This window comes from Nocardiopsis sp. SBT366, assembly GCF_001083815.1.
GTDB classification, from domain to species: domain Bacteria; phylum Actinomycetota; class Actinomycetes; order Streptosporangiales; family Streptosporangiaceae; genus Nocardiopsis; species Nocardiopsis prasina.
In genome coordinates, this window is record NZ_LAVM01000002.1 from 114,784 (window position 1) to 135,177 (window position 20,394).

Below are 20,394 nucleotides of genomic sequence, written 5' to 3' on the forward strand. Positions count from 1 at the left end.
GGGACTACCATCGTGGGGAAACACCCGTATCGATGGGAGTCCACCCCATGCCAGCCCTACGCTCACGCACGGTCACCCACGGCAGGAACATGGCAGGTGCCCGCGCCCTCATGCGCGCCACCGGCGTGGAGCGCGAGGACTTCGGCAAGCCCATCGTGGCCGTGGCCAACAGCTTCACGGAGTTCGTGCCCGGACACGTGCACCTGCGCGAGGTCGCCGAGGTCGTCGCCAACGCCATCCGCCAGGCGGGCGGCGTGCCCCGCGAGTTCAACTCCATCGCCGTCGACGACGGCATCGCGATGGGCCACGGCGGCATGCTCTACTCGCTGCCCAGCCGCGAGCTGATCGCCGACTCGCTCGAGTACATGGTCAACGCCCACTGCGCCGACGCCCTGGTGTGCGTGTCCAACTGCGACAAGATCACCCCGGGCATGCTGCTCGCCGCGATGCGCCTGAACATCCCCACCGTGTTCGTCTCCGGCGGTCCCATGGAGGCCGGGAAGGTCACGGTGGTCGACGGCACCGCCACCACGGTCCGCAAGCTCGACCTGATCAACCCCATGATCGCGGCGGCGGACGAGAGCGTCTCCCAGGCCGAGCTCGACGAGATGGAGGAGAACGCCTGCCCCACCTGCGGCTCGTGCTCGGGCATGTTCACCGCCAACTCGATGAACTGCCTCACCGAGGCCCTGGGGCTGGCCCTGCCCGGCAACGGCACGGTCCTGGCCACCCACACCGCGCGCAAGGCTCTCTACGAGGACGCCGGGCGCCTGGTCGTCGAGGCCGCCCAGCGCTACTACCGCGACGACGACGACTCCGTGCTGCCGCTGTCCATCGCCACCCCCGCGGCCTTCGGCAACGCCATGGCGCTGGACGTGGCCATGGGCGGCTCCACCAACACGATCCTGCACCTGCTGGCCACCGCCACCGAGGCCGGAGTGGACTTCGGGCTGCCCGAGATCGACGCCGTCTCCCGCCGCGTCCCCTGCCTGTGCAAGGTCGCGCCGAACACCGAGAAGTACCACATCGAGGACGTCCACCGGGCGGGCGGCATTCCCGCCATCCTGGGCGAGCTGGCCCGGGGCGGCCTGCTCGACACCTCGCTGCCCACCGTGCACGGAAAGACCGTGGGCGAGTTCCTCGCCGAGTGGGACATCGTCTCGGAGACGGTGCTGCCCGAGGCCGTGGAGCTGTTCCACGCCGCCCCAGGCGGTGTGCGCACGACCAAGGCCTACTCCCAGAGCGTCCGCTGGGACACGCTGGACGCCGACCGAGAGAAGGGCTGCATCCGCTCCGCGGAGCACGCCTACACCAAGGACGGCGGCCTGGCCGTGCTGTTCGGCAACCTCGCCCCGGACGGCGCGATCGTCAAGACCGCCGGTGTGGAGGAGGAGCTGTGGACCTTCTCCGGCCCCGCGAAGGTGTTCGAGTCGCAGGAGGACGCCGTGGACGGCATCCTCAACAAGCAGATCGAGCCCGGTGACGTGGTGGTCATCCGTTACGAGGGCCCCAAGGGCGGCCCCGGGATGCAGGAGATGCTGTACCCGACGAGCTTCCTCAAGGGCCGCGGCCTGGGCAAGGCCTGCGCGCTCATCACCGACGGCCGCTTCTCCGGCGGTACCTCGGGGCTGTCCATCGGGCACGCCTCCCCCGAGGCTGCCGCGGGCGGCGACATCGCCCTGGTCGAGGACGGCGACACCATCAGCATCGACATCCCGAACCGGGGCATCGTGCTGGAGGTCGGCGAGGACGAGCTGAACACACGCAGGGAGCGTCTGCTCAAGGAGCTGGGCCGGTTCCAGCCGCGCGACCGCCAGCGCCCGGTGACCGCCGCGCTGCGCGCCTACGCGGCGATGGCCACCTCGGCCTCCACCGGCGCTGCGCGCGACGTCACCCAGATCGAGAGGTAGGGCGGCCTCAGCCGCAGCAGCCGCCCCCGCAGCAGCCTCCCCCACCGGAGGACGCGGGGGCGGCGGCGCGCCCGCCCACCGCCACGGTGGACAGCAGGCGCACGGTGTCGTCGTGGCCCCGGGGGCAGTCGGCGGGGGCGTCGGACTCGGCCATGGGGCGGGAGAGCTCGAAGGTGTCGCCGCACTCGCGGCAGCGGAAGTCGTATCGGGGCATGCCCCAAGGATAGGCCGGGCCGGGGTCGGCCTCCAGCCCCTCCCCCGTCCCTGTTGACGGGGGCGCCCCCGGCGAGTCGACGGGGTCGAGTCACCGGGGGCGCTGTCTGGGCCGGGTGGGACGCCCGGTTCCGACCCTTGCTGCCGCCTAGGCGGCCAGATGTGCCATGTACGGTTCCCACTGGGGGTCGCCGTGCAGGTCACCGTTGATCAACCGCCAGTGGGGGCCCTTGGGCACCTTGGGGGTGATGTGCAGTTCCCAGCCGATCTCGTCCAGGAACTTGTCCGCCTTCCGGTGGTTGCACGGCTTGCATGCCGCCACCACGTTCTCCCACACGTGCGCGCCACCGCGGCTCCGGGGGATGACGTGGTCGATCGTCTCCGCCTTCTTTCCGCAGTAACCGCAGATGTGCCGGTCCCGCCGCATGAGCGCCACCCGGGTGAGGGGCACCCTCCGGCTGTAGGGGACGCTGATGTAGCGCCGAAGCCTGATCACCGACGGTACGTCGTAGGAGCGCGTCGCCGAGTGCAGCACCGCCCCCGCGCCGTCATCGTGAACGACCTCCGCCTTCTCGCGCAGAACGAGCAGGATCGCTCTGCGCAGGGGCAGCGTCGTCAATGGTTCAAAGCTGGCGTTGAGCAGCAGCACGTGGCGGCGGGCGGTTCCTGGACCACCCTCCCGGCTGCGTCGGGCGCTCATCGCGTCGCCCCGACGGCCGCGTGCGACCGCCGTGTCTCTTCCCCGGCCAGCCGATCAGCCAGCCAGGTGACCTCCCTGTGCACCGACCCGAGGATCGGTGTCTCCGTACGCCTTGCCACACGGACCTCCCGGTGGTTCCCGCCGAGTTGCGTCCCGCATTCAGTTTGCTTGTTCGGACCGCTCCGGCGCCACCCCAATTTACGTCGGGCCGCCCAGAAAACGCCCGTTGTCGCTTTCTGGAAACCATTCTGCGTCCCGGTGCCCCGGATTCATCCTCCCGCCGCGCCGAACACACACAGTGAGATAACGGTGGATAGGGTGCGAAGTATGCGCGAACTCCGCTATCCCCCGGCCACTCGGCTGGACATCAACGAGACCCTCCACGGCCACACCGTCCGCGACCCCTACCGGTGGCTGGAGGACGCCGACTCCACGGACACCAAGGCGTGGGCCGACGCCCAGGACGACCTGTACGAGAAGCTGTCGAGCGACTACGTGACCCGCGACTGGTTCGCGGATCAGGTGCGCTCACTCATGGGCGCGGGGCACGAGGGCACGCCGCTCTGGCGCGGCGACCGGCGCTTCGTCACCCGGCGTGCCCCCGGCCAGGAGCACGCGGTACTCCACGTGCGGGACGGTGACGGCCCCGAACGCGTCCTGATCGACCCCGGTGCCCTCGACCCCTCCGGCCTGACCACCCTCGACGCGTGGCGCCCCTCCCCCGACGGCCGCCTCCTCGCCTACCAGCTCTCCGAGGGCGGCAACGAGGAGTCGTCGCTGCGCGTCGTCGACGTCGACTCCGGCGAACTCGTCGACGGACCCATCGACCGCACCCGTTACAGTCCCGTGGCCTGGCTGCCGGACGCGTCGGCCTTCTACTACGTGCGACGCCTTCCCCCGGAGGACGTGCCCGAGGAGGAGACCTCCTACCACCGCCGCGTCTACCTGCACCGGCTGGGCACACCCGACGACCAGGACGCCCTCGTCTTCGGCCAGGGCCGGGAGAAGACCGAGTACTTCGGGGTCGAGGTGAGCCGGGACGGGCGCTGGCTGGTCCTGACCTCCGTCCGGGGCACCTCGTCCGCGACCAACGCCTGGATCGCGGACCTGGAGGAGGGTCCGCTGGAGAGCCCCCGTCTGGTCACCATCCAGGAGGGCGTCGACTCCGACCTGCACCCCGGGATGGGCCGGGACGGCCGCCTGTACCTGTTCACGGACCGTGAGGCCCCGCGCGGGCGCCTGTGCGTCGCCGACCCGGCCGCACCGGGCTACGAGAACTGGGCCACGCTGATCCCCGAGGACCCGGAGGCGGTCCTGGAGGGCCACTCCCTCCTGGGCTGGGACGGGAACGGCACTCCCGAGATCCTGGCCGTGTGGAGCCGGCACGCCGTCAGCGAGATCACCCGGCACGACCCGGAGACCGGGGAACGCCTCGGATCCCTGCCCATGCCCGGTCTGGGCAGCCTCGCCGGGCTGAGCACCCGGCCCGAGGGCGGGCACGAGGCGTGGTTCGGGTACACCGACAACACCCACCCCTCGTCGGTGTACCACTATGACGCGCGGAGCGGGGAGGTGACGCCGTGGGCCAGCTTCCCGGGCGAGATCGACCTGCCCGAGGTCCGGACCGAACAGGTCGCGTTCACCTCCAAGGACGGCACCACCGTCCGCATGCTGGTGGTCTCCCCCGTGGAGCCCGCCGACGGTCCGAGGCCGACCATCCTCTACGGGTACGGCGGCTTCCAGATCTCCCTCACCCCGGGCTACTCGGCCGCGATCCTGGCGTGGGTGCGCGCCGGGGGCGTGTACGCCGTCGCCAACCTGCGCGGCGGTCTGGAGGAGGGTGAGGAGTGGCACCGAGGTGGCATGCTCGCCAACAAGCAGAACGTGTTCGACGACTGCGCGGCGGCCGCCGAACACCTGATCAGCAGCGGAATCACCACTCCGGAGCGGCTCGCCGTCATGGGCGGCAGCAACGGGGGGCTGCTGGTGGGCTCGATGGTCACCCAGCGCCCGGACCTGTTCTCGGCCGCCGTGTGCTCGGCTCCACTGCTGGACATGGTGCGCTACGAGAGGTTCGGCCTGGGCCAGCTGTGGAACGTGGAGTTTGGCAGTGCGGAGGACCCCGAGCAGCTGGGCTGGCTGCTGGGCTACTCGCCGTACCACAACGTGCGTGAGGGCACCCGGTACCCGGCCACCCTGTTCACGGTGTTCGACAACGACACCCGGGTGGACCCGATGCACGCGCGCAAACTGTGCGCGCGGATGCAGGCGGCCACCTCCGCGCCGGTGGAGGAGAAGCCGATCCTCGTGCGCCGTGAGGCAGAGGTCGGGCACAGCTCCCGGTCGGTGAGCCGGAGCACGGCCCTGACGGCCGACCAGCTCGCCTTCCTCGCCCACCACCTGGGGCTCTCGACGCCCTGACCTCGGCTGCCCTCCCCCGGTGAGGAGAGCAAGGACACAGGGGGAGGGCCGCCCGCGCCGGGGTTCACCCAGGTGGTCTTTGGGAGAATCGTCGGAGTCGGGCGCGTCCCGCACCACGTGGTGCGGGGCGCGCCCACCCCGCGGAGAGGATGCAGGACGTGACACAGACCGAGGCCGAGAACACCGCGACCACCGGACCCCAGCGGTACGTTCACCTGGCCCAGGTGCGCTACGCCGACCTTGACCCGCAGCAGCACGTGAACAACGTCCGGATGCTGACCTACCTGGAGGACGCCCGCGTCGGCTTCCTCCACTTCGGGGCGGGTGGGGAGGGCCCCGAGGGGTTCGGCGCGACGGTGGTGGCCCGCCAGGAGGCCGACTACGTCGCCCCGCTGCTGCCCAGGATCGAGCCGGTGCGCGTGGAGCTGTGGGTGTCCGGGGTGCGCAACGCCAGCTTCACCATGGACTACGAGATCCTCGACGACGACCGCGTGTACCTGCGTGCCAGGACGGTCCTGGTCGGCTTCGACGTGGCGACGCAGAGCGCCCGGCGCCTCAATGACGCCGAGCGCTCGCTCCTGCACAGGTTCTCCTGAGGGTGCGGGTCACCGCTTCAGGGAGATGGTGACGGCCTCGCCGTCGTCATCGTCACCCGCGCCCCCGGTGTCACGCCGCACCTTGCCGTCGCCGCCCACACGCAGTGAGGTCGGCTTGACCACCGCGGGTGGGGTGGCGTCCTCGGCGACGTTCACCATGCTGTGCGCGGCCATCACCATGTACTCCCAGAGTTGGCGCTCGAGGGCCTCGTGGAGGTCCAGGGAGTCCACGGCGTCACGCATGTGCCTGAGCCACAGGTCCCGCTCGGCGGCGCCGATTCGGAACGGCACGTGGCGCATGCGCAGGCGAGGGTGGCCTCGCTGCTCGTTGTAGGTGCGGGGGCCGCCCCAGTACTGGATCAGGAACAGCCGCAGCCGCTCCTCGGCGGGTCCCAGGTCCTCCTCGGGGTACATCGGCCGCAGCACGGGGTCGTCGGCGACGCCCTCGTAGAAACGGCGGACCAGGCGGGTGAAGGTCTCCTCACCGCCCACGGCCTCGTAGAACGTCATTCGCACGGGCTCTTCGCCCGCGCCCTGGTGGTCATCGCGCGCGGAAGTCATCGCCCCCAGGGTATGCCACGTTCACGCCCCCTCCCCGAGACCGTCCACAAGGGGAGTGACCGGCCCCCTCGGGCACGCGGAAGGCCCCGCCCTCCGGAGGTCTCCGGAGGGCGGGGCCTGACGACGAAACCGTGACTAGTCGCGGGTGAGCTTTCGGTGGGTGACCGCGTGGGGGCGCGCGGCCTCCGGGCCAAGGCGCTCGACCTTGTTCTTCTCGTAGGACTCGAAGTTGCCCTCGAACCAGTACCAGGAGGAGCCGCCCTCCCAGGCCAGGATGTGCGTGGCGACGCGGTCCAGGAACCACCGGTCGTGGGAGGTGATCACGGCGCAGCCCGGGAAGTCCAGGATGGCGTTCTCCAGCGAACCGAGGGTCTCGACGTCCAGGTCGTTGGTGGGCTCGTCCAGGAGCAGCAGGTTGCCGCCCTGCTTGAGGGTGAGCGCCAGGTTGACCCGGTTGCGCTCACCACCGGAGAGCACACCGGAGGACTTCTGCTGGTCCGAGCCCTTGAAACCGAAGGCGGCGACGTAGGCGCGGCTGGGGATCTCGACCTTGCCCACGGTGATGAAGGACTCGCCGTCGGAGATGGTCTCCCAGACGTTCTTGGAGTCGTCGATCCGACCCCGGTACTGGTCGACGTAGGAGGTCTCGACGGTCTCGCCGACGGTGATCTTGCCCTGGTCGGGGGCCTCCTCACCGACGATCATCTTGAACAGCGTCGTCTTGCCGACACCGTTCGGACCGATGATGCCCACGATGCCGTTGGGCGGGAGCGAGAAGCTGAGGTCCTCGATGAGCACCCGGTCCTCGAAGCCCTTGGTGAGGTTCTTGACCTCGACCACGGTGTTGCCCAGACGCGGACCCGGCGGGATCTGGATCTCCTCGAAGTCCAGCTTGCGGGTCTTGTCGGCCTCGGCGGCCATCTCCTCGTAGCGTGCCAGACGGGACTTGCTCTTGGTCTGGCGGGCCTTGGCGTTGGAGCGGACCCACTCCAGCTCGTCCTTGAGGCGCTTGGCCTTCTTGACGTCCTTTTGCCCCTCGACCTTGAGACGGGCCTGCTTGGTCTCGAGGTAGGTGCTGTAGTTGCCCTCGTAGGGGTAGAACTGGCCGCGGTCCAGCTCCAGGATCCACGTGGCGACGTGGTCGAGGAAGTACCTGTCGTGTGTGATCGCGATGACGGTGCCCGCGTACTTGGACAGGTGCTGCTCCAACCAGTTCACGCTCTCGGCGTCCAGGTGGTTGGTGGGCTCGTCCAGCAGCAGGAGGTCGGGGGCCTCGAGCAGCAGCTTGCAGAGCGCCACGCGGCGCTTCTCGCCACCGGACAACTGGGTGACGGAGGCGTCACCGGGCGGGCATCGCAGGGCGTCCATGGCCTGCGCGAGCTGGCTGTCCAGGTCCCAGGCGTTGCGGTGGTCGAGCTGCTCCTGGAGCTTGCCCATCTCCTCGAGCAGGTCGTCGGAGTAGTCCGTCGCCATCTGCTCGGCGATCTCGTTGAAGCGGTTCAGCATCGCCTTGGTCTCGGCGACGCCGTCCTCGACGTTCTCCAGGACCGTCTTGCTCTCGTCGAGGCGCGGTTCCTGGGCGAGCAGACCCACGGTGAACCCGGGCATGAGCCGCGCCTCACCGTTGGACGGCTGCTCGATGCCGGCCATGATCTTCAACAGCGTTGACTTACCCGAACCGTTCGGGCCAACGACACCGATCTTGGCTCCGGGCAGGAACGACCCCGAAACGTTGTCAAGGACGACCTTGTCGCCGTGCGCCTTGCGCACGTTTTGCATGGTGTAGATGTACTCCGGCATGCCTCCAAGCCTAGGGCGTCCCGGCCGGTGCCCCCGCCATCGCGGGCGATCGGGGCGAAGGAACGTACCGCGTGCGGACCGCCGTGGTGGCGGTCCCCGGCCCGCGCGGCTGCGAGGGTTGCCCCGCGTTCCTCCTCCCCGGAACCACACCGCTCACGTGATCACGCACGATGCCGTGGGAGTGGGTGACTGAGCCGAACGGAACCCAACCCGGGGGCTCCGAAGGCCTCCGTGGCCACTCGTGCGCTCTCTCGGTGTCCGGTTCCCCGCCGTCCCCGTCCGTGACGCGGGCGGCCAGGAAACCGCGCCAACGACTGGCGGGCAGGCCCACCTTCAGTGCGCGGCCCATGAGCACCGCCATCGCGTACCCCGGCTCCGCTTCCAGAGCAACGTCGACCGCCGCGCGAGCCAGGTCGAGGTCTTCGTGCTGCCAGGCGGCCACGGCCAGCAGGGCGGCCGGTGCCGGGAGCAGGTGCTCCGGCAGGTGGCGGACCAGGCGGGACCAGAGCCGGACGTGGAGTTTCGCGGACTCCGGCGTGATGCGGGTCCACACCGCGTCCCGTACCCGGACGCGGGTCAGGTGGACGCCCAGCCGGGCGAGGACCGCCGGGTCGGTCACCCGTCGCAGTGCCTCCTCCGCCAGGGTCTCCAGCACCTCGGCGGTGCGGCCTTCCACGTGCCCGGCCCCCTCCTGCGGCGCCGCCTCCTCGGCGGCGACCGCGTCGGCCACCGCGGCCCTCGAAGGACCGGGTGCTGGCTCCAGCAGGAACCCGGTCCGCGTGGAGGGAGGCCGCCCTGCCGGCACCAGCCCGCGCACCACCGCTCCGGCCGGGACCGGGGACGCGTTCACGTCGAAGCGCCTTCCCTCGGCTGGGCAGCAGTCGGGGTCGTGGCACAGGTAGGACCAGTAGCGGTCGCCGTTCACCCGCAGGGCCTCCAGGACGAGGAGTCCCCGGGCGCGGGCCTCACTCAGGAGCGCGCGCACGTGGGGGGTGACCCGCGCCGAGTGACCGAAACCGGCCACCAGCAGTGCGCTGCCGTCCTCTGCGAGGGCGGCGTCCACGGCGGCCCGACCGCTGCGGTCCGGGGTGAGGACGTGGTCCAGGTGGTCGAGCCCGCCGTACAGGACCCCGAGAACGCTGTCCTGCCTGAGAACCAACGCGACCACCGCGTCGTCCAGGGGTTGGTTCACCAGGTAGGGCAGGGCGGCGAGCAGGTCCGTCGGGGAACGCAGTCGCAGGGGTGCGGGGGTGGAAGAGGAGGTGGGAGCGGGGTCGTCGGGTCCGGAGGAGGGGTCGTGCTGTTCACCGGGCATGCTTCAACGTTCGGTCACCGGGGGTGACGGCGCAACCGGTCGGCGCTGATCTGTGGACAACTGCCCCAGGCGCCTTCCCTTCCGCTGGTCAGCGGGTCAGGAAGGCTCTCCGGGGCTGTTGGCGGGGTCCGTGACCTGCCCCTCTCTGGGGCCGGGGATCTGCCCCGTCACCTCGGGTCGCCCGGCGGGCAGGCACACGCGGTCGCGGCCGGTCTCCTTCGCCCGGTAGAGCGCGAGGTCGGCCGCGGTCAGCAGTTCGACGAGGTCGTTGCCGTGGTCACCGGCGACGGCCACCCCGATGGAGATGGTGATGGAGACCTGGACGTCCTCCACCGCGATCTCCATCCGCCCCACCTGGGAGCGCAGCCGCTCGGCCGCCTGCCAGGCCTCGGTGGCGTCGGCCCCGGGCAGCAGGACGACGAACTCCTCGCCGCCGAACCGTCCGAGCAGGTCCGACTGGCGCAGCTGTTGGGCGATGGTCGTCGCGACGCCCAGCAGGACCTGATCACCGAAAAGGTGACCGTAACTGTCGTTCACCCGCTTGAAGTGGTCGATGTCCACGATGAGCACGGCCGCCCGGCCCCGCGTGGTGCGGGCCCGGTTGATCTCGGCGGCCGCCTCCTGTTCCCAGGTGGGGGCGTTGAGCAGGCCGGTCTTCGGGTCGGTCCGCGCGGCGGTCTGAAGCTGCTGGTAGACCAGGCTGCGCTGGAGCAGGAGAACCGGCGGAACCGCGATGACCAGGAGGAACATCGACAACTGGGCGAGGATCGCGACCGTCACCCCGACACATAACTCGGCGGAGTCCACCAGGAACGCCTCCCGGTCCCACATGGTCCGCACGCTGCCCGATCCGCCGCTGAGCCTGGTACCCAGGAACACCAGGAACGTGTTCATGACGGTGAAACCGGCGCAGCAGGCCAGGGCCAGGCTCACGCCGCTGAGCGAGAGCAGGGACTCGTGCGCGTTCGGGGAGCCGCTGATCCCGGCCAGCAGGCCGCCCTGCGCGCCGTGCCAGACCACCGAGGCGAGGAAGCCGGAGACGCCGATCGCGGCGGCGTTGAACACGCGACGGTGCGGCAGGGTGCGCCGGCTCCGGCGCTGGAGCAGGAGGTAGACGGGGACGGGGATGAGGAGCGAGTACACCGGGGGCAGGAGGAGCATCGCGGGGAACCACCAGGCTCCCAGGAGGTCGCGGGTGATCCCGGCGGGCAGGTCGATGCGGCGGATCGCCTCGACGCACACCACTGCGGAGATCACCAGGGCGAGCAGCAGTGAGAGGTCGGAAACGGTGGGAACCGTCTGCGCTGCCGCCACCCCGAACAGGAACAACGCGACGAAGACCAACAGGATCAGGTAGACGACCAGCCCCAGGGGCTGCTGGAAGATCGGCCAGGACCGGCGCTCCCCAAGGGGGGCGCCCTCGGTTGCCATCGGTTTCTCAGAGATGCTCACCGCTCCCTCCTCCCTCCCAGTGTCACCTTCTGTCTCCGGACCCCCGCACTCGACTCTGATGCGCCCACCGCCTCTCACGGTTCTCCCTTCGACGAACCGGACTCGCCCCGCGTTCCCTCACGGTGCCACTCGGTGACCGGGTGGGTGCCACGTCCTCCCTGGTAGGCGACTGGGGAGTACGCCCCTACCACTTTACATTACTTTGGGTAATAACTTAATCGCCGATTGTATGTGACCCGCAGGTTGAGGCTACCTTAGTGGTCACCCTGTGTTCCAGGGGGGTTGGTTAGCGTCACGATCTAGGGCATCCTGCCAGAGGGCATCGCCGGTTTCGGCCAGAAGCTGGCCGGTCCGTCTCTGTCGCTGTCTGTCCGCCGTGCCGACCGCCCGATGATCCAGCAGCACTCACTCGAATCGAAGGAGCATCACATGGCCAAGAAGGTCGTTCACTGGCTGTAAGTCCCCCTCATTGACACACGACGGGGACGGGCGGCCCATGCCGCCCGTCCCCGTTCTCGGAGGGCCGGTCGGGGTTCGCCCCGACCGGCCCTCCTTTGTCCAGCCGCCGCGGTCCGCGCCCCTTCCGGGGCCGACCGGCCCCGCGGGGCCGTGGCTCAGTCCTGGGTCCGCGCCACCTCGTAGGCGGCCCGGAAGGCCCGGTAGCGGGCGAGCTCCTCCTCCATCGGCGCCACGACCCGACGCCCGGCGATCTCCCGCACCCGCGTCTGAGCCGTGCGCTCCACCTCCTCGCGGCGCTGGACGGCGGCCACCTCCACGAGGTTCCCGCAGCCCACCCCGGTCAGCCAGCCCACCAACAGACCGGCCACGACCACGGCGCCCGCGTAGGCGACGAAGACGGGGTCGTCGAACATACGCAGCCCGGTGATGCCGCCGCCGAGCCAGCTCAGCAGGGACACCACGGCCCACGCGAACCCCGCCCCGGCCACCGCGAGCAGCACGTACTGCACGGTCCGGGCCATCCGCCACCACGACGGGCTGCGGTCGGGGTCACCGACCGCACCGGCGACCGCCTCACCGAGTTCGCCCGGCAGCTCGGAGACGCCACTGCGTGCGGCCGCGCGCATCCGGCGGCGCCACGGACCGGGCATCCCCTCGGACACCTCGTCGGCCGCCTCGCCCAGCGCGGTCTCGAGTTCGGCCTCGTGCGCGTCCACCGGCCCGCCCACGCCCGGCTCGTCCCGGCGCAGGAAGTCCAGCTGGACCGCGGCGAGCGGGTCCTTGCGCAGCTTGGCGGCGCGGCGGGCCACCGGCCAGCCGACCCTGCGCTTGCCCCGGCGCACGTCGTTGGTCTCGACGACGTCCGCGACGGCCGTGACCCCGGCCGCCTTGGCCAGCCCCTCCTGCACCTGGGACCGCACCTCGGCGGAGACCGTCGCGGGGACCTCGCCCTCGCCGTAGAACTCCTCGAAGGGGACGATCACCTGGTCCAGGTCCGCGACCAGGCGGTCGACCAGGGCCCGGCGCTCGACGACCGTCTCACCCAGGAACTCCCGCACCTCGCGGATGCCCTGGTCGGTGACAGTGGAGGTGGTGATCACCCTCGGGTGCACACCGGACTCCGTCTCCAGGAGCCGGCGCAGGTCGGTGAGGAGCTCCTCCAGCTCGTCCGGAGCGACCCGGTCCACCTGGTTGAGGACGGCGACAGTGACCGCACCGTGCCCGGCCATCTTGGCCAGGTAGCGGTGGTGGACGGCGGCGTCGGCGTACTTCTGCGGGTCGAGCACCCACACGAGCAGGTCCACCGAGCCGATGAGCCGGTCGGCCTCGGCGGTGTGCATGCTGCGGACCGAGTCGTGGTCGGGCAGGTCGAGCAGGACCAGTCCGGTGAGCTCGGAGTTGCTGGTGTCCAGGACCCCGGTGCGCGAGTGGCGGTAGCGCGTGGGCACGCCCAGCCAGCTCAGGAGCGCGTCCGCGCCCTCGTGGCCCCACACACAGGCGTGGGCCTTGGAGGTGGTGGGGCGGGTGACGCCAGTCTGGGAGAGTTCGAGACCGCACAGGGCGTTGAACAGCGACGACTTGCCGCTCCCGGTGCCTCCGGCCAGGGCCACGACGGTGTGGTCCCCGGACAGGCGCAGGCGGGCACCGGCGTGGTCCAGCAGCTGGCTGGCCTGGCCGAGGACCTTCTCGGGAAGGTCGCCCTGACCGAGCTCGGTCAGGGTGTTCAAGGCGTCCAGGCGCTCGATGAGCTCGGCGCGGCTGGTGGTGCTGGTGGGTTGCCAGTGGTCACCGCTGGTGGGCCGGTACTCCTCGTCGTCCTCCTCCGGGGCGGCGCCCCCGGCGCTGGACGTGGAACCGGACGCGGGTTCGGCTGCGACGGTGTCGCCACCGATCGCCCGGAAGGCCCCCGAGACCGCTGAGGGTCCGGGAACCCGGCGGGGCAGGGGTTCGGGGCCGTCGTCGGCCGCCTCCTCCCCCTGCGGAACGTCGGTGGACTCGTCGACGGTGGGCTTGGCCGAGGCCTCCGAGGCTGCCGCGCGGGCGGCGCCCTCGTCGTCGAGGAGGTCGAACCCGGCGTCGGCGGTGCCAGGGGTGGCGTTCTCGCCCGGTTCCCCTCGCTCCTCCTCGGCATCGTCGGCGACGCTCTCGTCCTCGGGTCCGGGAACCCAGGTGGCGGTGGCGGGCTGGGCCACACCGGGGGTCGGACGGGAGGTGTGCGGACGTCGCGTCCCCTCCTGCCCGTCGGGCTGGTCCGGCTCGTCCCGCTCACGTTCGTCCGGGTCGTGACCGTCGCGATCACTGCCGACCCGGTCGCGTCTGCCGCGCCCGCGCTCGCCCTGCCCGCCCTCGGCCCGGTCCCGTCCGTTCTCGCCACGGCTGCGCTCACCCTGGTCCTCGGGGCGCTCGGTCTCCGGGGTGATCACCGGGAAACTCCCCGTGTGGCGTCCGGCGATGCGGGTGTCGTCGGCCGCCTCGGTGAGGCTGCCGACCCAGCCCGCGAGTCCGTCCGGGTCGTCGTCCTGGTCCGCGTCGCCCTGACGGCGTCGCTGCGCGGTCCCGTTCGCCTCCGCCCCCTCGGCCACCTGGGCGGAGGAGCGCGCGTGGCGTCCGAACCTGCGCTGGCGGGCCCCGGCCGACTCGGCCGACTCGGGGCGCGAGTCGGTGGGCACGGTGCCGTCGTCGGCCCCGGTCCCCTCATCGTCCGCGCCCTCGTCGGGCACCGCCCTCTGGGTCGCGCCCTGAGCCGCCCCGGCGCCGGACGGGTCGGGGTAGCCGGTGATCCCGTCGTAGGCGGGTGGGTCGTAGGCGGAGTTCTCCTCCGCTGCCCGTTCCCGCTCCTCGGCGTGCTCGGGGTGCTCGGGCACCGGCATCGTGTAGCCGCGCCAGGGTCCGCTCTGGTAGCGAGCGGGTTCCTCGGCTCCGGCGGACCGGTCCGGGTCCGGCGACGACGTCGCGGGGACGTCGTTCCAGGGGCTCGCGGCGGAACCCCGTACGGCTGCGCCGCGCTCGTCCGAACCCCGCCCGGCGGGCTCGCGCTCCGCGCCCTCGGCTCGGTTCCGGTCCGGACCGGCATCACCCGCGTGCGCGGGGTTCCACTGAGTTGTCATCGTGCGATCTCAAGGTTGTACGTGGCCTGATAGAGCTGGACGGCGGTGTCGTCGGACGGGATGCCCGCCTTGGACAGGGCGTGGTCGAAGGGCACGCGCTCGTGGGAGAGCAGCCCGAGGACCCGCTGGCGCAGGTCCTCCCTCGCGGACCCGCCGATGCTGCGCAACGACTGGGCGCCGAACAGCCCCTTGAGCAGGCGCTGTGGGGACGGACCGGAGGTGTCGGCCACGTGGGCGCCGCCTCCGGAGTGGGATCGTTCGTAGCCGAGCAGGTCGATGATCATGACCAGCGCGACGACGTCGTGGTCGAAGGTGACGAACCGGGCCACCGACCGCTTGGTGGCGCCGTTGGCCGCGGTCATCTCCGCGATCCCGCGCTGCCACTCGGCGATCTCCTGGCGGACCTGTTTGGCGAGCATTCCCCTGCCGGGCTGGTCGAGGGCCTGGTCAGCCAGTTCGCCGCCGCCGGGGACGTCCCGCCACTGCTCCTCGATCCGGTCCCAGGCGCGGCCGTTGGCGGAGACCACCAGGGCCTCCAGGGAGTCGCGGACGGCGCGTTCCAGGGCGCTGACCCGCTGGCCCCGCTCGGCCTGTTCGGCGCGGCCCTTGCGGGACTTCTTGCCGCGCAGGCGCAGGCTCCTGGCGAGCTCTCCGCTGGCCGCGACCTCCTGCCACCGGGCGAGGAGGGAGCCCCGCAGCAGTGATCCGTTTCCCAGGGCGGTGTCGATCCGGTCGATCGCGCCGACGTAGGCGTCGTCGACGGAGGCGCCCAGAGAGCGCCCGGTCTCGATCTGTGCCTCGACCTGGCGGGCGAGCTCGGGGACACGGGTGCGGAAGCTGTCGATGACCCCGATGAAGGTGCGCCGGGACACCCGGTCGCGCTGCTCGGCCTCACCGGCCACGTCCGCCAGGTACTCGCGGATGTGGTCGGCGACGTTGGAGGTGAAGCGCTCGCCCTCGATCTGGTCGGTCTCGGGGATGGCGAAGCGGGCGGCGGCGCCCAGACCGTTGGCCTCCAGCATGGCGCCGAAGTGGTCCAGGAGCTGGCGGCGTCCCTTGCGGGGCACGCGGGAGAGCACGACGGCCAACGAGGTGTCGCGGTCCCGGGCCACCTGGAGGAACTCCCACACGCGGGCGTCCGCGTACCGGCCGGAGGTGGTGACGAACACCCACAGGTCGGCGGCGTCCAGGAACTTGGCGGCGAACTCGTGGTGGGCGGCGACGGCGGAGTCGACGTCGGGGGTGTCGAGCAGGGCCACACCCGGGGGCATGGCCTCGGTCGCGGCGAGCACCAGCATGCCGTCCTTGCCGGGCATGGCCAGACCCTGCTGACGCACGCGGGGCAGGGACGGGATGAAGGACGCCTCGCTGAACCAGTCGACGTCGGCCGGGTTGCAGGCCAGCACCGGGCTGTTGGTGGTGGGCCTGCGTACGCCGGTGGTGGTGACCTGCTCGCCGACCAGGCTGTTGACCAGGGTCGACTTCCCCGCGCCGGTGGAGCCGGCGACGGCGATGAGCAGGGGGATGTCGGGGCGGCGCACGCGGGGCAGCACGTAGTCGGAGAGCTGGGCCAGGACGTCGGCCTGGAGGGCCTGCCCGTCCTCGGCTCCGGCCAGTCCCTCGGCGAACTCCAGGTCCCGGATCTGCTTGCGCAGGGACTCCAGTACCTGTTCGAAGCGGTCGTCCTCGTTGGTGGGGGCGCGGTGCTTGGCGGGCCTCACGGGCACGGGGACGGTGGGTCCCCGGCGTTCGCTGTCGGGGACTCCGGCCAGCGGGGCGGATGCGGAGCCCGGTGCGGCGGGCTGGGCGGAGGCGGCGTCCGGTCCGGTTCCGAACCGGTCCGAGGCACCCTCGCCCGAGGCGTTCGGTGCGGCCGACGGCCGGGTCATGATCGGTATGCCCTCCTCATCGGTACTGGGAAATCCCCCGTCGGCGCGGCTCTCGCTCACCGTCGTGGGGGTCTCACTGGAGATCGCGCCCGGTTGCCAGTCGATCGGTCTCGAACTGGACTCCCGTGTGCAGTATGTCAAGATCCCGCGCAGTTTTGACCACTTCTCCGATGATCACCACGGCGGGGGGCCGCACTTGGGCTGATCGGACCGAGGCGGCGATGTCCGCCAGCGTACCCGTCACCGTTCGCTGACCCGGCAGCGTGGCCTCCTGGACCACGGCGACGGGTGTGTCCGGGGAGCGCCCGTGCTCGACGAGGGCGTCCGCGATGGCCTCGATGCGCTGCACCCCCATGAGGACGACCACCGTCCCACCCGCCCTGGCCAGCCCGGCCCAGTCCACAGTGGAGCGGGCGTCCTCGGGGGCGACGTGCGCGGAGACGATGTGCACGTCCTGGGCCACACCCCGATGGGTGGCGGGGATGCCGGCGCTCGCCGGTCCGGCGAGGGCGCTGGTCACACCGGGGACGGCGATCACGGGAACACCGGCGGCGGCGCAGGCGGCGGCCTCCTCACCGCCCCGGCCGAAGAGGAAGGGGTCACCGCCCTTGAGCCGGACCACGAACCTGCCTTCGCGGGCCCGCTCGACGAGGACGGAATTGATGTCGTCCTGTGTCATCGAACGCCCGTAGGGGATCTTGGAGGCGTCCACGATCTCGACCTCCGAGGGGAGGCGGTCCAGGAGCGGGGTCGGGGCGAGGCGGTCCACCACCACGACGTCGGCCTGGGAGAGCAACTGCTGGCCGCGCACCGTGATGAGCCCGGGATCGCCGGGGCCGCCGCCGCCGAGGGCGACGCCGCGCAGGCGCTCGCGACCGCGCCTGGCGTCCAGGGTGCCGTCGGCCAGGCCGTCGACGACCGCGTCGCGCAACCCGGCGGAGCGACGGGGGTCACCCGAGGCGACGACGCCCACGGTGACGCCGTTGGCGGAGCCGCTGGCCGGGGTCCAGGCGGAGGAGGAGTGGCGGTCGTCAGCGCGAACACACCAGATGCGGGACGCCTCGGCCTCCTCGGCGATCGCCGCGTTGGTCTCCGGGGAGTCGGTGGCAGCGTGCACCAGCCAGAAGGCCGGGGCGTCGGGGCCGCTGACGTCACCCGGCCCCCAGGGGCGGCGGAGCCAGGTGAGGCGCCCGGCGTCGGCGAGGTCCTCCAGCGCCGCTGACACCTCGGGGGCGAGGAGGGTGACGCGGGCACCGGCCTCCAGCAGGACGGGGACCCGGCGTTGGGCCACCCTCCCGCCTCCGACGACGAGGACGTCGCGGTCCCGCATGCGCAGGCCCAGGAGATAGGTCACGGATCGCACCCTTTCGGTCGTCCGCACCGGCCCCCGGCTCCGTCGACGGGGTGCGCGCGCGGACGGGCCCGGCGCGCCGCCAGCGATGTTCGGTGTTGGCTCCAAAGTAGCCTGCCAACGCGGCATCACGTGGAGGTAAAGGGGCGGGGGCGGACCGGCGTGACGCGTGCCGCATCGGGCCGCCCCAGCCCGCCCCAGGGTGTGTGGGCGGGCACGGCCTCTCGGGAGGCCCCGGAGTCCGGAAGACCCGACCGGCCTCGTGAGGGCCCCGTCGCGGCGGTCTCCGTGACCGCGAGGCACCGGCCCGGGCACGCGTCACGGGTCGCATGGCCCCACGGGTGCGCCATCCACGCCGACCGCCCCACGGCCACGGGCCCTGGCCCTGGCCCTGGCCCTGGCACTGGCACTGGCACTGGCACTGGCACTGGCACTGCTACGCGTAACAGGTCGGATGATCCCGACGGCAGGGGACCCCGCCCACCTCCTCGGTGGCGGGGTCCCCTGCCGTCGTCTTCCCGAGCCCGTGCGGGGGTCAGCACCCACGGGTGGCCCGCGCCCGGTCAGCGTTCACTGGCCGGTGGTCACACCAGCGGTGTCGAAGGTGGCGACGTTGCGCAGCGCGCGCACCGCACCCTGGAGCATCGGCAGCGCGAGCAGCGCCCCGGAGCCCTCACCCAGGCGCATCTCGAGATCGATCAGCGGCGTGAGGCCGAGGTGATCCAGGGCGATCGCGTGACCGGGTTCGGTGGAGCGGTGCCCGGCGAAGCAGGCGCTCAGGGAGTCCGGCGAGATCGCGGCGGCCGCGAGCGCGGCGGAACCGGCGATCACGCCGTCCAGGAGCACCGGCACCCGCAGCGCCGCCCCGCCCAGGACGAACCCGGCCAGTGCGGCGTGCTCCAGGCCGCCGAGCGCGGCGAGGGTTCCGATCGGGTCCGCCTCGTCCACGGGGTTGGCCTTCAGCGCCTGGCGCACGGCCTCCACCTTGCGCTCATAGGTGGCGTCGTCCGCGCCGGTCCCCCGGCCGGTCGCCGTGGCGGGGTCCGCTCCGGTGAACGCGCAGACCAGAGCGGCGGCCGGGGTCGTGTTGCCGATCCCCATGTCGCCGGTGACCAGGCAGCGGTTTCCCGCCGACACCAGGTCGCGGGCGATCTCGATGCCCGCCTCCAGTGCCTGGAGCGCCTGGTCCCGGGTCATCGCCGGGCCCTGGGTGAAGTCGGCGGTCCCCCGAGCGACCTTGCGCGGCAGCAGGCCGGTGCCGCCCGCCAGGTCCCCGACCACACCGACGTCCACGACGGTCACCTCGGCGCCCACCTGCTCGGCGAAGGCGTTGACCACGGCCCCGCCGTCCAGGAAGTTGCGCACCATCTGCGCGGTGACCTCCTGCGGCCAGGCGGTCACACCCTGGGCGTACACCCCGTGGTCACCGGCGAAGACCGCCACGGCCGCGGGCTCGGGCACCGGCGGCGGGCACTCCCCCGCCAGCCCGGCGAGCCGCACCGAGACGTCCTCCAGGACTCCGAGGGAACCGCGCGGCTTGGTCATACGGTCCTGTCGGTCCCTGGCCTCCTCCACGGCTCGGGCGTTGGGCGCTCCGATGGCGGTGATGGTCTCCTCCAGCAGGGTGGTCGGCTCCTGGCCGGGCAGACCTCGGCGCCCGTAGCGGTCGCGGTGCACGGCCCAGGACAGGGGGCGGCCCCTGGCCCAGCCGACGAGGCTGAGTTCGGGTTCGGTGGGGAAGTCCTCGACGTAGCCGACGCACAGGTACGCGACGAGTTCGAGGTGGGAGGGGAGTTCGAGGACGCTGGCAGCGTCGCGTTCGTCGGTGAAGGCGACCCAGCCGACGCCGAGCCCCTCCGCCCGGGCCGCCAGCCACAGGTTCTCCACGGCGAGCGCGGCCGAGTAGGAGGCGGGCTTGGAGTGCCGACCGGGGCTGTGCGGTCCGCGGCTGGGGTCGACGGTGACCGCGATGTTGATCGGGCTCTCCAGCACCGCCTCGACCTTCAGCCCGGAGAACGCCTGCGCTCGGGTGCCCGGCCGGGTGTGGCCCTGGGCGTCGCGCTGGGTCTGGGCGAGGTCGCGCACCCGGGCCCGGATCTCGGGGTCGTCGATGACCAGGAAGTCCCACGGCTGCGTGTGCCCCACACTGGGCGCCTGGTGGGCCGCCTCCAGGACTCGGGTGAGGATGTCGGTGGGGACCGGCTCGGGCAGGAACCCGGCACGGACGTCCCGGCGATCGCGGATGGCCCGGTAGACGGCGGCGCGCTCGGCGTCGTCGAAGGCGTGGCCCGCGTCGCTCCAGACGTCGTCACCGGGTGTTTCCGGGACTTCCCGGGCCCCCGCGGCGCTCTGCGCCTCGGCGTTGAGCGCCTCACGGGCCGCCTGGATGGCGGGGACCAGGGCCGGCGCCGGCGCCCCCTGTGGTTCCTCCGGTTCGGTCCGCTGGCGCGGACCCGGGTGCTGCGGTACCTCCAAGGGTGCCGCTGCTTCGTGTGCGTGCACGGTGTCGCTCTGCTTCGGGTCGGTGGCCGGACGGTTCTCGTCCGCTTGGCCGGGGTTCGTGGTGGGTTCTGGCAGCTCGGGCTCGGTCCGCGGGGACTCGGGGGTCGCGGGTTCGGTC

Annotated in this window: 13 protein-coding genes; 3 read left to right on the top strand and 10 right to left on the bottom strand. The window is 71.9% G+C overall.

The window, feature by feature from the left end:
- The first annotated feature begins 47 nt into the window (after positions 1 to 47).
- Positions 48 to 1,910: a dihydroxy-acid dehydratase gene (ilvD, locus tag ADX84_RS01315; protein WP_082206233.1), complete on the top strand. Its 1,863-nt coding sequence runs from the start codon at positions 48 to 50 to the stop codon at positions 1,908 to 1,910.
- Between the two features lie 7 nt (positions 1,911 to 1,917).
- Here the strand turns inward: ilvD and ADX84_RS01320 are convergent, their stop codons facing one another.
- Entirely contained in the window at positions 1,918 to 2,124 is a 207-nt protein-coding gene (locus tag ADX84_RS01320) for a zinc ribbon domain-containing protein (protein ID WP_026129369.1), read from the bottom strand.
- Positions 2,125 to 2,271: 147 nt separating this feature from the next.
- The gene (locus ADX84_RS01325) at positions 2,272 to 2,772 is read right to left on the bottom strand and encodes an HNH endonuclease (RefSeq protein WP_017545170.1); all 501 of its coding nucleotides are present in this window, start codon (positions 2,770 to 2,772) and stop codon (positions 2,272 to 2,274) included.
- Positions 2,773 to 3,150: 378 nt separating this feature from the next.
- On the opposite strand from ADX84_RS01325, the gene ADX84_RS01330 reads away from it, so the two are divergent.
- Both ADX84_RS01330 and ADX84_RS01335 read left to right on the top strand, forming a co-directional pair.
- Positions 3,151 to 5,244 (top strand): prolyl oligopeptidase family protein, encoded by a 2,094-nt coding sequence (locus ADX84_RS01330; RefSeq protein ID WP_049566010.1) that lies wholly within the window; start codon positions 3,151 to 3,153, stop codon positions 5,242 to 5,244.
- Between the two features lie 158 nt (positions 5,245 to 5,402).
- Positions 5,403 to 5,840 carry a thioesterase family protein gene (locus ADX84_RS01335; RefSeq protein WP_049566069.1) on the top strand — a complete coding sequence of 146 codons (438 nt, stop codon included), beginning with the start codon at positions 5,403 to 5,405 and terminating at the stop codon, positions 5,838 to 5,840.
- Positions 5,841 to 5,849: 9 nt separating this feature from the next.
- Here the strand turns inward: ADX84_RS01335 and ADX84_RS01340 are convergent, their stop codons facing one another.
- The 8 genes from ADX84_RS01340 to cobT form a co-directional block, all read right to left on the bottom strand.
- The gene (locus tag ADX84_RS01340) at positions 5,850 to 6,401 is read right to left on the bottom strand and encodes a globin (RefSeq protein WP_234003811.1); all 552 of its coding nucleotides are present in this window, start codon (positions 6,399 to 6,401) and stop codon (positions 5,850 to 5,852) included.
- Between the two features lie 135 nt (positions 6,402 to 6,536).
- On the bottom strand, positions 6,537 to 8,201 hold the full coding sequence (gene ettA, locus ADX84_RS01345; protein WP_049566021.1) for an energy-dependent translational throttle protein EttA: 1,665 nt from the start codon (positions 8,199 to 8,201) through the stop codon (positions 6,537 to 6,539).
- A gap of 10 nt (positions 8,202 to 8,211) precedes the next feature.
- On the bottom strand, positions 8,212 to 9,516 hold the full coding sequence (locus ADX84_RS01350) for a DUF4192 domain-containing protein (RefSeq protein WP_053107229.1): 1,305 nt from the start codon (positions 9,514 to 9,516) through the stop codon (positions 8,212 to 8,214).
- A gap of 96 nt (positions 9,517 to 9,612) precedes the next feature.
- The gene (locus tag ADX84_RS01355; RefSeq protein ID WP_049566024.1) at positions 9,613 to 10,968 is read right to left on the bottom strand and encodes a GGDEF domain-containing protein; all 1,356 of its coding nucleotides are present in this window, start codon (positions 10,966 to 10,968) and stop codon (positions 9,613 to 9,615) included.
- A 614-nt stretch (positions 10,969 to 11,582) separates the two neighbouring features.
- Entirely contained in the window at positions 11,583 to 14,534 is a 2,952-nt protein-coding gene (locus ADX84_RS01360; RefSeq protein ID WP_049566027.1) for a GTPase, read from the bottom strand.
- Complete coding sequence (locus tag ADX84_RS01365; RefSeq protein WP_049566030.1) at positions 14,531 to 16,423, bottom strand: dynamin family protein; 1,893 nt, start codon at positions 16,421 to 16,423, stop codon at positions 14,531 to 14,533. Before ADX84_RS01365 ends, ADX84_RS01360 begins: the two co-directional genes overlap by 4 nt.
- 73 nt (positions 16,424 to 16,496) lie before the next feature.
- On the bottom strand, positions 16,497 to 17,777 hold the full coding sequence (gene cobA, locus ADX84_RS01370; protein ID WP_049566033.1) for a uroporphyrinogen-III C-methyltransferase: 1,281 nt from the start codon (positions 17,775 to 17,777) through the stop codon (positions 16,497 to 16,499).
- A 567-nt stretch (positions 17,778 to 18,344) separates the two neighbouring features.
- On the bottom strand, positions 18,345 to 20,394 hold a 2,050-nt coding region (gene cobT / locus ADX84_RS01375; protein WP_049566035.1), incomplete at its 5' end, for a nicotinate-nucleotide--dimethylbenzimidazole phosphoribosyltransferase.